This is a genomic window from Paraburkholderia edwinii, assembly GCF_019428685.1.
Taxonomy (GTDB): Bacteria; Pseudomonadota; Gammaproteobacteria; order Burkholderiales; family Burkholderiaceae; genus Paraburkholderia; species Paraburkholderia edwinii.
The window spans coordinates 555,079-569,275 of the sequence record NZ_CP080096.1 but is presented as its reverse complement, the minus strand read 5'-3'; the positions used below and the strand labels follow the sequence as shown (position 1 = coordinate 569,275).

The following is a 14,197-nucleotide window of genomic DNA, read 5'->3' as shown; positions in this document are numbered from 1 at the left end:
CGGGAAAGCATTGATTTTGCGGACCGGCTTCACCAGATATACCGCGCGCCAAACAACCCTTCGTAGCTGCGAAAGCCGCCGTTCCCCTGCTGATAGCTGAAATGCGCCCACGCGCGCCACTGCTGCGCAAGTTGCGCTTGCACACCGACCTTGAACTCGACCCGATTAGTCGGGCCGTCCTGCGCGACGACCGTGTTGTTGAACGCGATCGAATTGCCGTTCGTGTCGTGCCACCAGTTGACCTCGAGAAACGGGAGCCAGCCGGGCGCGGTGATCGATGCGGGAGCGTGAAACAGACGTACGCCAAGGCGCGTCGTCAGCCCGCCGCTGTCGTCGCTATGAATGCGCGTGCCGTTGCTCTCGGTGTGGTCGTCGGCCTGATAGCCCGAGTAGATGAACTGCACCTGGGGTTCGAGCATGACCGGACCCGTTCGCGTCTGTCCAAGCGCAAACGCCCAACCGGCCTCGATCGAGCCTGCCCACACCTGGCTTGAATAATTTTCGCCGTTGAGTTCGCTTCCTTTGACGCTATTGTCAAAGTGCGCGTATTGCAGCCACGTGTCGACATAAGGTCCGTCCGGCGCGGTCGCATTGCCATGCCATGTTGCGTAGACACCGCCGCTCGCGCCATTGGCATTGCCGCTTGCCGTCGCCGCGTTGTTGCTTGCACGTGCGTCGGTGGTCGCGGACCCATAACCCGCCATGATGCCCGCTTGCCAACGTTGATTGTTCGATACCTTATGCAGCAGATCGATACCCACCTGGACCAGTGCGAAGTCGGTCGTTTCATCGAGACGTCCATTCGCGGCGTTGTCCTTTGTACGGCCGCCGGCTGTACGCGCCCATGCGGTCGACGTATCACTGTTCTCGCCATTGACGACGAACGGGTCTGGAAATCCGGCACGATCGTGCAGCGTGTGAACGAACATCGCCTGTGCCGCAGCCTGATTGCCGAGGTAGCCGCCTGGCTCGGGTCGCGGAGTGGGCGTAGGTGTGGGTGCGGGCGTCGGCGGAGCCGAACTCAGATACCAGTCGCCATCGCCCGGCGTGCTCGGGCTTCCCTTGAGCAGGTTATATTCGTCCGCGCCGGCAACGACGCGGCCGTCGAGCGTGAACACGCCATTCGATTGACCATCGACCTGAATGATCTGAATCCCGTTATGGGTCGTGGCACCCAACCCGCCGGCGTTCTCAACCCGGACCCGCGTCTGCCCCGCGGTATCGCCATGCACGACGAGGCGGTCGGTCGGCGAATTGTCGCCGCCGAGCGCTGTGCTGAGCGTTAGCACGCCGCCGTTGCCTGTGTAATTGCCGGAGACTGTCAACGTGCTGGCGGGCACCGGACTGCCCATGCGGATTTCTCCGTTGTTCACGAACGAACCGCCGACCACGAACTGTCCTGCCGGTCCACCCGAGAAACCCGGTGCGGCATCCGCGATCGCGAACAGGCCATTGTTGACGACCTTGCCACCGACCGCACCATAGCCGCCGAATGTGGCCCCCTGCATCACCGTGACTTGCGCCGTACCGGCAAGCTGCGCGCCGCTCGCAAGCACCAGCGATCCCGCATTGACTGTCGTGTTTCCGCTGTAGGTATGGATGTTGGACAGCACCACGCTTCCCGTCCCTTGCTGCACGAGCGCGCCCGTACCGCTGATGGCGCCGGCATAGACGACGGTGTCGCTCCGGTTGAAGACGAGCGTGCCGTTGTCGACAATGTCCCCGCCAACAGCGCCCGTCGTACCGCCTGAGCCTAGCTGCAAGGTGCCTGCGCCAATCGTGGTGGCGCCGGTGAATGTGTTGTTGCCTGTCAGGATCAGGCTGCCGCTGCCGGTCTTGGTCAGGCTACCGTTGCCGCTGATGATGCCGTCGAACTCGGAATCGGCAGTATTGCTGACGTTTAGCGCGGCCCCGCCTAAGGTCACGTTGCCCGCTCCCGTGAGATTGTTCGCCTGCTGATCGAAGCCGTTGAGGTCGAATGTTGCGCCCGCGGACACCGAAAGCTGCGCACTGCTGGCAATGACGTTTGCCGCGCCCGCGAGCAGCGTGCCGCCTTCGATCAGTGTTGCGCCGGTGTAGGTGTTTGCTTTCGACAGTTGCAGCGTGCCCGCACCGGCTTTAGTCAGCGTCTTTCCATCCCAGCCCGTCGCTGCATTGGCCGGCTGATCGACCAGCACCGCGTCCATATCGAACGAGTCATCAGCGACAGCAATCGTAAAAAAGCCATTCGCAACCTGGGGAGAAGTACTGTGCGACGCATACCATGTCAAACCGACCCCAATGTCGTAGTCCTGAGGGGTATAGACGGAGGTCACCGTCAGGAAGTCGACTGGGCTCGTCGATCCGGCAATGCGCACGGTCTGGAATGTGCCGCTCAAGCCGTTCGGCGTAGTGGTATGGATTTCCTGGAATGTTCCGGCTGCCAGCTTTGATGCACTCTCGGACGCTACCGCGGTGTACCCCGCGATATTGAACGTGGTGCCGCTACCGATCGTGGCTGAACTCGCGGTAATAACCGGAACGGCTTCGCCCGCGACATTGTTCAATGTGCCGTTCATGGCGAACTCGCCGCCCACATGCAGCGCGCTCTTACCGCCGAGGCCCGTTGTCGCGCCCGCCACCGTGGTGTAGTCGCCGGCTGTCGTGAAGGCGCCTTCCTGCACGAAACGCAATGTGCCGGCGTCGACCGATACGCTGCCTTGGGCCGAGCCCGCGGCAGACAGTGTCGCAACGCCGGCGCCGGTCTTGACCAGCCTGCCCGGTCCGGACAGACCATTCGCCAGCGCGCTGTTGCTCTCGAAGTGCAATTGCAGCGCAGTGCCATTGGCAACCGGTCCCGAGCCTAGCGCGCTGCCGTTGGTCGCGATCAGACTGCCCGCGGTGATCGACGTGCCGCCGCTGTAAGTATTGATTCCGCTTAGCGTGAAGGCGCCGGTGCCCGCCTGGATGGTCGAACCTGCACCGCTTATCACGCCGCTATAGGTCGCCGAATCGCTTCGGTTGAATTCGAGTGTGCCGTTATTGACGATATCGCCGCCCACCATGCCGCCCGCGCCGCCTGTACCGAGTGTCAGACGCGCACCTTGAGCGATCGTCGTGCCGCCGCGGCGCTCGTTGGCGAGGTCGCCGCCGAGCGTCAGATGACCGAGCACATTGACCGCTGCCGCCGAGGCGGAGGTCATACTGATCGCTCCGGTCAGTGTCCAGTCGCTCCCGGTATTCGACGTCAGTGCGGCGAAGCCGCCTCCAGTCCCCCCGTTAAAACTGCCCCCCTGACTTCCGGTTCCGTCCAGGACGATGGTATTGCCGATTCCCTGACTAAGTATCGCCGCGTTGGGACCCATCAGCTGTGAGCCGGTAGCCAACGTCACTGTATTGTTCGATCCGGAGAGAACCACGACGGCCGATTCAGAACTCGAGATGAGCCCATGGTTGACGAGCGTGCTGTTGTGAAGAAGCTGCACGCCGGGGCCGAGGTTTCCCCGAATGACGCCTGTCGCGCTGTTATTCACGCTCACGACGCCATCTGTCGTGCTCACGACACCTTCGTGAAAACCCGTGATCGTGCCGTCGTTGTTGACCGTGGCCGTGCCCTGCTCGACGACGATCCCTGACCCGAACGATGAGTCGCCCACGCCGGACACGATTGACGCATTCACGTGGTTATTGATGGTGACCTGTCCCGCCGTTTGCACGAAGACGCCATCGGGTGACGTGCCGACTGAACCCAGGTGCGGCTGGTTCAACGTGCCGAAATTATCGACCGTTCCGCTCGTTGTTCCGCCATACGTGATAGCGTGACTCACATCGGCGGAGATGTCGCCAAAGTTGACAACGTTGTTACCCGGTCCCCCGCCGTTCATGAATACGCCGTGGGTCAATCCAAACAGTTCCCCCGTCTGCAGATTCGTCATGGAGCCGGGGACATCGAACCTGACTGCCGCTGCCGAGTTATCGGTCGAGCTGATGACCGTTCCCGCGTTAGTCATGGAAACAGGGGCAATGCCGTCGACCCTGATCGCGTCCTGAAACGTTGTCGTGATCGTGGTGCCCGCGCTAATCAGATAGGAGGTATCCGTCGAGAGCGTCAAGCTTGTCGTACCCGAAGGAATCGTCGTCGTGCCGATTGCGGATAAAGCGGGGCTTAGCAGAATCGCTCCGCATAGCGGCCGTAACACCAGGCCTTTGGACGATTGCCAACCAACACTCATTTTTTATTCGCATGCCGAATTGTTGTGCTGACATATTGCCTCCTGTTCCAGATGGTCTACGAGGAACGGACGCAATCCATGATATGGAAGCAGTATGTACAGCAATCGGCTATCGGCAAGGTTCGCTTATATCGTTTGCGCGTGGTCGGCAAACCAATGCGTCAGGTCGTGAGATCGACCGGCAGCGTGAATTGAAACACCGCGCCTCGCGGCTCATTCGCGCTTGCTGTCAGCGTTCCCCCATGCACCTCGATAATCGACCGGCAAATCGCGAGGCCCATGCCCATGCCGCTCGCCTTCGTCGAGTAAAACGTTTCGAACAGGCGGTCCACACGTGCGGGGTCGAGCCCCTGCCCCGAATCGCGCACTTCGACATGAATCGAGCCTTGGCCCCCTGAACCGGCGTCGCGCACATGCCGTGTACTGATCTCCAGGTGCCGCACCGCGTCGGCCACGCCGCTCATCGATTCGATCGCATTGACGATCAGATTGAGCAACACCTGCTGCAATTGCACGCGGTCGCCGTCAATCATCGGCAAGCCGGGCGCCAGCTCGACACGCACGAGCACATCGTTTTTCAGCGTCTCGGCGCGCACGAGTTCGAGCACATCGCGAATCGCGTCGTTGATGCTCAGGCGGTCTTTCTGCGGCGGCGCCTTCTTGATCAGCGCGCGGATGCGCCCGATCACAGCGGCTGCGCGATGTCCTTCCTTCACAATGCGCTCGGTCGCCTCGCGCACCTCCACGAGGTTCGGCGGTTGCCGGTTGAGCCAGCGTAACGCGGCTTCCGCGTTTGCGACGGTCGCGGCGATCGGCTGGTTAACCTCATGCGCGATCGACGCGGTCAGCTGCCCCATCGTTGCCACGCGGTTCACATGCGCGAGCTCCGTTTGCATGAACCGCAGCGCCTCCTCAGCTTTCTTGCTTTCGCTCAGATCGAGCACGAACGAGACGCCCTCATTGCGCGCATTGTCGAAAGTCGTCGACCCGACAAGCACCGGCACACGCGTGCCGTCCTTGCGGAAGTACTCTTTTTCGTAGGGCTGCACGTTGCCGGTGTTTTTCAGTTCCGGCGCCCATTTGCTGTCGTGATGCACGCGCCATTCGGGCGGTGTCAGTTCGGTCCAGCGCAAGCGGCCCGCGACGAGATCCTCGTGGTCGTATCCGACGATGCGCAGAAACGCATCGTTGGCCGCCTTGATCGATCCATTGAGCTCCCAGAACGAAACACCGATGATGTTCGCATCGACAATGCGCCGGATCCTCGCTTCGCGCTCCGCGAGATCGCGATAAAGACGCGTATTTTCAAGCGCGATCGCGGCTTGCGACGCCACGAGGCGCAGCACTGCGATGCGCGTCGGCGTGAACACGCGCGCGGCGAGATTGTTCTCGAGATACAGCATGCCGACCGTTTTGCTCTGGTTGACGAGCGGCACGCACAGCATCGAGCGCGCGGCGTGCTTGCGCACATAAGGATCGGAAGCGAGTACCGGGTCGGCCGATGCATCGTCGAGTATCAGCGCCTCCTGCGTACGCAGCACTTTCTGCACGATCGCTTCGGGCAGCGCATTAGCATCGAGCGGCGCATCGCGACGCTGCACCGTAATCGTATCGCCGCCCGTGACCGCTTCCGCCGCGATCCGCGGTTCGCCGCCGTCGAACAGAATCAGCAGCCCTCGCACGGCGCCCGCATGCTCGATCGCCGTCTGCATCAACGTGTCGATCAGCTTGTCCAGCACGATCTCGCCCGATACCGCCTGCGATACGCGCAGTACGGTCGTGAGATCGAGATGTTCTACCGGCGCGCGGATCGTGCTGATCGCGCCCGGCGTCGCTGCATCGGCGCTCAGATGCGGATAGCGCTGGTCGAGCTGCTGCACCTTGACGTCGGCGCCCCAGCTCAGATAACAGCGCCGCGCGTTTCGCAAGTACGCCTCGGCCACCGTCGGCAAGCCGCGCGCCGTGCAGAATCGCGCGGCGCGTTCGTACGCCAATGCCTCGTTATGGATAAAGCCGCCTGCACGCGAATGCCGGATCGCCTCCTCGTATAGCCGCAACGCGTCGAAATCGCGACCGTCGACGCGTGCCATTTCGGCGCCGACCAGCGCGACACGATCGGCGAACGTCGCGGGGCAATTCGTCGCCCATACGGCAAGCTGTTCGTAATGCCCGGCAATTGCCTCGCGAAGGCGGCTGCGCTCAACGGACGTCACCGCATCGCAATGCGCCGCGCGTGCTAGCGCGCCATAGAAATGAAACTCCGCGCATTCGAACTGCGTCGGGGTGGTCCACAGGAATGGCTGCGCTTTCGCCACCGCGGCAATCGCGCCCGCGTCGTCGCCGAAATAGACGCTCGCATGCAGCTTTCGAATCCAGTAGTACGAAGCCGCGACGGCCAGTTGCGGTGTGTCGTTCAGACGCTGCTCGAAGCTGTGTGCATCGAACCCGGCTTCGGGCGTGTCGTCGAGATCCGCTGCCTCCGACGCCGCCGGGCCGCGTAACGTACGCGTAAGCAGCAGTTGCCCGGTCAGGATGTCGTTGATCAAGCCAAAGCGCACTTTGCGCGCGAATTCGAGCCCGAGCCGCACTTCGCGTTCGATATCGGCCAGCGCATCGCCGGCCGCAATCCGGTTCGTGCTCACGTCCGCGCACGCATAGCACGCGTACGACAGGTCGCCTGCCTCGAGCGCGGCTTCGAAGGCGCGGCGCAGAAGCGCGCGCGACGCCGGCAGCGGCTCCATCCAGTGCGAAATATGCACGGCGAACACGAGGTACACGCGAGCCCTGAAGCGATCGAGCCCACGCTTTTCGACAAGGTCGAGCCCGAGCCGGCCATAGCGATACCCCGCTTCATATTCGCCGAGATACGAGCCGAGCACCGCGCCTAGCCATGCATACGCGAGCGACGAGCCATCGCTATTGCCGTGCTCGAGACTCAACACAGCCATCTCGCTGACCACGAGCCGAAACAGATTCGGATCGCTGAACAACGCAGGTGACGTCAGCACGGTCAGCACGTCCATCGTCGCCGAGCGCTCAGGGTCGTTCATCGGCGGCAGGTCGAGCAGCGCGTCGCTCAGGCTCGCCTGCAGCCGTTGCCACAGGCGTCGATAGGTATCGAGCACGACGTCGGCTGCCGGATGCGGCGACCAGTGGCCGCCCATCTTGCGCAGATACGCGAGGCCCACTTCGACCGCGCTGTCGCTCTGGTCGAGCGTGGTGTAGAGATTGATGCGCACGCACGTCACCGCGGCGAGGTCGATCATCGTCTGGGCGCGCGTCGACAGCATCGCAAGGCGCGTGTCCGCGGCCGCCATTTCGCCGATCAGGTATTCGCATTCGGCGGCGCACAGTTCGAGGCCAAACGTGAGCCGATAGCACTGTTGCCACTCGTTGTGCGTAAGCAGCGCGCGGCCGGCGCGGCAATAGCGAAGCGCGGCTTCGTAAGCGCTCGCCGCTTTGGCTCGCCGTGTTGCAAGCAGATTCAGCTGGGCGACCTGTTCGCGCTCTTCCTGCGTGTCGATCTGCGCGGCGCCGAGATCGAACTGGTTCACGATCTCGAAGATGTTGTCTTCGAGTTCGTCCGCGGATGTCATGGCGGCCAGCGCGCGGCCGATCCGCAGATGCGCGCCGGCGCGCTCGCTTTCGGGAATCAGCGCGTAGGCGGCCTCGTGGATGCGGTCGTGCAGGAACGTATACGTGCCGTTGGTGCGCAGCACGAGGCCGGCGCGCACGGCATCCCATAGCGCTGCGTGCGTCGCTTCCTCGGCGGCGCCGTAGACCATCGCAAGCGTGTGGGCCCGCGCGACGTTGCCGAGACACGCGAGCTGCCCGAGCGCCTGCTGCGTGTCGCGCGGCAGCCGGCCGAGCTTGACCGCCATCAGGTCCGCTACGTTGTCGGTAAATCCCATCATGCGGATGCGCGGCAGGTCCCATGTCCACGCGCCTGCGTCGGGATCGAAGCCGAGCAGCGCCTGCTCCGCGAGCGCAAGCAGAAACTGGATCGTGAAGAACGGATTGCCGCCGGTCTTCTCGAACACGAGTTCGGCCAAGGGCCGCACATGGCCCGCGTCGCTACGCAGCGCATCGGCAAGCAGCCGCGCGACGTCGTCGAGACCGAGCGGCGCGAGCACGATCTCGCTGACGCGGCCGCCCGCGCCGGCGTCGCGCAACCGCGTCAGCGTGCGCACGAGCGGATGCGCGGCGCCAACTTCGTTGTCGCGGTACGCGCCGACGAGCAACAGATGCCGCACGTCCGGATGCACGATCAGATGCTCGATCAGATCGAGCGTGGCGGCGTCGAGCCATTGCAGGTCGTCGACGAACAGCGTCAGCGGATGATCGGCGCTCGCGAATACGCTGAGGAATCGCCGGAACACCATCTGGAAGCGCGCCTGCTGGTCCTGCGGCGGCACGTCGGGTAGCGGCGGCGGCTCGCCGATGATGAGCGCGAGTTGCGGCACGAGCTTCACCATCAGCTGGCCGTTCGGGCCGAGCGCTTCCTGCAGCGCGGCGCGCCATTGCGCCAGCTCTTCGTCGCTCTTGCCGAGGACTTGCGAAACGAGGCACTGGAATGCCTGCGCGAACGTCGCATACGGCACATTGCGCTTGTACTGATCGTACTTGCCCCATGCGTAGAGGCCTCGCTGCGGCACAAGCGCCTTGTGCAGCTCGCTGACCACCGACGACTTGCCGACGCCCGAATAGCCGGAAACGAGCACGAGGCGCGGCATCCTTTCGTCGACAACACGTTCGAACGCGTCGAGTAAGGTCGCGATTTCGCGTTCCCTGCCGTAGAGCTTTTCGGGGATCAACAGCCGGTCGGGGATGTCCTGCTCGCCGGGGGCAAACGCTTCGACGCTGCCGTGCGCCTGCCACGCGTCAAGCGCGCGGCGCAGGTCGTGTTCGAGGCCCGCCGCCGTCTGATAGCGCTCTTCGACCGTCTTCGCGAGCAGCTTCATCACGATGCGCGAGAGCTGCGGCGGCACGTGTTCGACGCGTTCATCGGGCGGAACCGGCTTGCGCGCGATATGGCAATGCACCCACTCCATCGGCTCGGACGCAGTGAACGGCAGCGCGCCCGTCAGCATCTGGTAGAACGTCACGCCGAGCGAATACAGGTCGCTGCGCGCATCGATCGAGCGGTTCATGCGGCCCGTCTGCTCGGGCGCCATGTACGCGAGCGTGCCGGCAATGGTCTCGGGCGGCGCGGGCGACTGCCGCTCGCGCGGCAGCAAGGTGGCGAGGCCGAAGCCGGTCAGGCGCACCGTGCCCGCATCTTCGTCGACGAGAACATGCGCGGGTTTCAGGTCTTTGTGCACGAGGCCGCTCTGATGCAGCTCGCCGACCGCTGCGGCCATACGGATTGCGAGCTGCAGGAAGCGTTCGGTGTCGAACGGCGCGCCGAGCAGCCGTTCGAGTGGGACACCACCCGGATCCTCGCAAATCAGCACGGTCTGATCGCCGTGCCGCACGAGCTCGAGCGGCCGCACCGCCCATCTGCTGTGCAACTGGTCCTTCAGGCCGTATTCGTGCGAGACGCGATCGAGGCTCGCGGCCGTCGGCGGCTCGCCGGCGGGCCGCACCGTGAGTACGGACGTCCGTGTGCCGTCGGCATTCGTACGCGTCGTTCGGTAGAACGCACGATCGCCGTCGTTCGCTAGGACTTCGAAGTTGCTGTCCGCCACTGCAACGACCCCATAAGTCAGGTTCGACTGCCAGATTTCCGCTATCGGGAGAGGTACCGCGCCGCGTGCATGGCCGCGGATTGCCGCGCCGCAGGAAAAGCGTGGACGACCGCGAGCGGGTCGGAGCGCAGGAGCCTAGTCTGCCACAGTTGACGAATAAATGAGGTGGGGCAGTTCCGCGAACGATGGTTCGTTCGTCTTCAGAAACTCGTGCTCATCTGCGTGCTCACTTCCATCGCCATTGTTCGCCTTTTTGCACAGCCCGTTCGATCTGGATGGGATTATCTAACAGCGGAATCGCTCGCATACTTGGCGCACTTCTTCACTCATCAAGCGAAGGGATGACCAGAATGCCGAATCACGCTTCCGTCAAAACGTTTCCACTCGCCGGCCGTCCGGTGCGCCGCATCGGCTATGGCGCGATGCAACTGGCCGGTCCCGGTGTGTTCGGACCGCCTAAAGATCGTGGCGCTGCGCTTGCGGTACTGCGTGCAGCGGTCGAAGCCGGCATCGATCACATCGATACCAGCGACTATTACGGCCCGCGGGTGACCAATCTGCTGATCCGCGAGGCGCTCCATCCGTACCCGGAAAATCTGACGATCGTCACCAAGGTCGGCGCACGTCGCGACGACACCGGCGCATGGCTGCCGGCGCTCACACCGCAGGAATTGCGACAGCAGGTGCACGACAATCTGCACAATCTGCGCCTCGATGCGCTCGATGTCGTGAACGTGCGGATCATGGGCGATATCCATAAGCCGTCGGAAGGATCGATCGAGCCACAGGTAACCGCACTCGCCGAACTGCAGCGCGAAGGGCTCGTGCGGCATATCGGGCTCAGCAATGTGACATCGGCGCAGGTCGCCGAAGCGCGTCGCATCGCGGATATCGTCTGCGTGCAGAACCTCTACAACGTGGTCGAGCGCGATGACGACGCACTCGTCGACGAACTTGCGAGCGTCGGTATCGCGTTTGTGCCGTTTTTCCCGCTCGGCGGGTTCACGCCGATTCAGTCGTCGGTGCTCGCGAAAGTCGCGGAGTCGGTGGATGCGACGCCGCGGCAGGTTGCGCTCGCCTGGCTGTTGCATCGATCACCGAATATTCTGCTGATTCCGGGGACGTCGTCGGTCGGGCATCTGCACGAGAACATCGCGGCGGAACGGATCGAATTGACGGATGAAGCGCAGGCAGAGCTTGATGCGATCGGTGGGACGCGGGAAAAGGAATAAGCGGAGCGGCCACACGCTGTGCGTTGTTGCGCTGCGGCGGGTTGCGCTTAACCACTGACGTCGGCTTCGTTCGCCGGGGCAGGCATGCGACGCATCAACTCGTCCCCTTTGCGCCGGAACTCGGCCGCGACGAAGGCGTCGTAGCCAGCGGCTTCGAGTGCACGCAGATGCGGCGCCTGTTCGACAGCGACGATCGAACGCGCCGCAGCAAGCGCCGACGACAGCGCGAAAAGCACGCCCTGGCCGCTGCGCGGATCGAGCATTGCGGCGGCGTCGCCGACGATCCGGTATGCCGCGCCGGCGGCCGGGCGAACCAGCCGCCAGCTGACGTCGAAGCCGCGTGCGACGGATGCAGCGGTCGTGCCGCTTTCGTCGCGGCGCCCGCTCGTGTCCGGATAGACCGGCGCACGCACGCGGGCCGGCGGCGGCGCATTCGCTTCGCCGGCCCACGTCCATGCCAGCGTGCCGTCGTCGAGCGGCGCCTGCCATAGCCAGCTCGAACCCGATGTCTCGAAGGTGGGCATCGCATGGGTTGCGCTAGTCATTACGTCGTGCGTCAGGTCGCGCGTTCCGCCCTGCGTTGCGTCGTGCTGAGCATCGGCGCTTTGCGAAAGCCGTGCGACGCCGCGCCACGCGAGCATCTTCGGGCCTCGCGTGATCGCAACAAGACCGAGCAGACGCTGAAGCATCGCGCCGCGCCCCGATGCATCGACGAGCCAGCGCGCGCGATGGCGCGTCATCGCGGTTTCCACGGCCACGCCGTCGGTCATGCAAGACGCCGCCGTCACACGGTCTCGCTGCAACGTCACGCCCTGTTCGAGCGCGTGATTCAGCAAAACGCGGTCGAATTGCGCGCGCTCGACATGCCAACCTTCCTCGCGCAGTGTGCGGGTCATGCCATCGCTGCTCTGGAAAAGCCGCACACCGCCATCCGACCTCATGCCGCCGAAGCGGCCGGCGATTGCGTCCGCAAACTGGTGGCCGCCAATCCCTGCCGCCGCAAGCAGCAACGGCACCATCGGCGGGACGCTTTCGATCGCGCCGCGCCGACTGGCCGGCATTGACGGCGCGAGCATCGTGCAGCGCAAACCCGCGCGCCGCAGCGTCAACGCGGCGACGCATCCCGCGGGACCGTCGCCGACCACGAGCGCATCGCACGTTGCCTCGTTCATCGCAGCTCCCGTTGTTGCCATTCGCCGTACATGCCGGTCGTTTCATCGAACGACGCGTAACGCACGAGGCGCGGCACCAGACCGTCGGGGCCGTCGAAGCGGCACTCAGCTTTGACACGCTCGCTGACGGGTCGCCACAGACGCCAGTGGCCCGGTGCGGCCGCGCTTGTCACGGCGCGCGATACGACCGTTTGCGCGCGGCCGTTATCGGGCACGCACAACTCGAACGTATAGTGCGTGGCTCGCGAATCGCCGCTTCGGCCGCACGTTGCGCTGACGATCCAGTAGTCCGTTTCCGAGGGCATTTCAGATCCGGCCTTCGGTATCGCTTCGAGGCACGCGTTCAGCGCCTCCATCCGGCGGATCAGTTCCTCGCTCGACAGGTCGAATACGCGCGATGCAAACGTGTGCTGCGTCGCGTTGTACACATAGTCCGAACGCCGCACGTCGGCCGAATTGACACCGGCCACGCCGTCGAGCGCCTGAAAGAATGGGCCAAACTCGCCGTCCCAGCCTGGCTTCGCGTCGGGTGTGCCGTGCAGGCTGTCCGGATGGAAGCCGAGTTCGTCGTCGAGCATCGGAATCGCGGTCGGAATGCCGGGCCGTTCGAACGTGCGCGCAGCGTCGGGCGAAGCGGCGGGCCAGTATGCGTTGGCCGATGCGCAGAACTTCACGTCTTCGGGGTATGGCGAACCGAGGCCATGCGTCGTGTAGTAGTACGTGCCGTCCAGTTCGTCGTACGAGACATCCCATCCGGGCGCGAATTCGTTCGACGCGCTATCGGGCAGAAAGCCGCCTGCGTGCCGGCGCAGGTCCGCGACCTTTGGCGGCACGTGCTCGCGCGCCTCGGGCGGCACCGGACGCGACACGAGCGCCGCCACGGTGTCGTCCGTTTTCGCAAACAGAGGCTCGCCGCTCCATGGGTCGTTCAGCAGCAGGTTCGGCACGAATCGGCCGGCCGACAGCGGCGTCGGTCCGCCTTCCTTAAAGCGGTGCGATGCGGCACGCTGCGGATTCGTTTCGCCCCACGCCTGGAGGTCTTCTTCATCTGCGCGCGGGAAAAAATCCGGCGCCGTCACGAGCACGAACGCAGCCGATGTCGGCACGCCGTCGATAACCGCCCATACGGCACCATCCATGACACCGTCGTCGAACATCGCCGCTTCGAAGCCGCCGGCATCGAGTTGCGCTTCGTATTCACCGGCCGGCAGCGTATTGCCGAGCACGGTGATGCGGCCATCGGGCTCGACGCGGTGGCGCATGTTCACATACTCGGGCGCGGCGCGCGGCCGCGTCTTCGGCAGCGGATCGAGCAGCGCCGGAAACACATGCTCGAGCTGCGCGAACGCGGTTTCGAGCAGGAGACGCGCCTTGCTCGACGGCACCTGAAGCGACGTGTAGTGCCGGTTGAAACTGATATTGCCTTCGTCGATGCCGTGTCCTCTGAACAGCGACGGCGGCCCGTCGCGCGGCGGAACGGTAAACCGCGCGATCTGCTCTTCCTGCATGGCGATCGATACGAGCCGATCGCGCGGTCGCGGACCGACGACACATGCGCCGTCGAATGCATCGAGCTCGATGCCGTCGTCGCGGCCGCTCGCGCCGGCCGATACTTCGATGCGCGCTTCGTTGATAAACGGCGCGCGCGTCAGATCGAGCGTGCCCGGCACGCTTGCGCCACTGACGTCGATGACGCGCTTGAGCTTGTCGCCGAGAAAGTAACCGCGAAAACCGATCGAGTGAACCGGCGGCATGTCCGGATACTGCGCGCCCGCAAACAGCTTGCGCACGGGCAACGCAAAGCTGCGCCGCGTATCGCCGTCCGCGGTGTCGAGAATCGACACGTTGCCCGCTTCGCCGTCGACGATGCGGCACAGAAACACGCCGAGGCGCGC

The 14,197-nt window shown here is 64.2% G+C and carries 5 protein-coding genes; 1 reads left to right on the top strand and 4 read right to left on the bottom strand.

The genetic code is table 11. The features are described from left to right. Positions 1-29: 29 nt before the first annotated feature. A complete protein-coding gene (locus KZJ38_RS24285) occupies positions 30-4,211 on the bottom strand; it encodes an autotransporter outer membrane beta-barrel domain-containing protein (protein ID WP_219802234.1) in 4,182 nt (1,393 codons plus the stop codon). A gap of 161 nt (positions 4,212-4,372) precedes the next feature. Then, positions 4,373-9,898: a trifunctional serine/threonine-protein kinase/ATP-binding protein/sensor histidine kinase gene (locus KZJ38_RS24280; protein WP_219802233.1), complete on the bottom strand. Its 5,526-nt coding sequence runs from the start codon at positions 9,896-9,898 to the stop codon at positions 4,373-4,375. Between the two features lie 350 nt (positions 9,899-10,248). Between KZJ38_RS24280 and KZJ38_RS24275 the strand changes: the two genes are divergently transcribed. Beyond that, positions 10,249-11,130, top strand: coding sequence for an aldo/keto reductase family oxidoreductase (locus KZJ38_RS24275; protein WP_219802232.1), 882 nt, complete (start codon positions 10,249-10,251; stop codon positions 11,128-11,130). 47 nt (positions 11,131-11,177) lie between these two features. Here the strand turns inward: KZJ38_RS24275 and KZJ38_RS24270 are convergent, their stop codons facing one another. Both KZJ38_RS24270 and KZJ38_RS24265 read right to left on the bottom strand, forming a co-directional pair. Next, positions 11,178-12,302, bottom strand: a complete 1,125-nt coding sequence (locus tag KZJ38_RS24270) for an NAD(P)/FAD-dependent oxidoreductase (RefSeq protein ID WP_219802231.1) — start codon at positions 12,300-12,302, stop codon at positions 11,178-11,180. Next, the gene (locus KZJ38_RS24265; protein WP_425518410.1) at positions 12,299-14,092 is read right to left on the bottom strand and encodes a hypothetical protein; all 1,794 of its coding nucleotides are present in this window, start codon (positions 14,090-14,092) and stop codon (positions 12,299-12,301) included. The genes KZJ38_RS24270 and KZJ38_RS24265 overlap by 4 nt, the downstream gene beginning before the upstream one ends. Positions 14,093-14,197 lie beyond the last annotated feature (105 nt).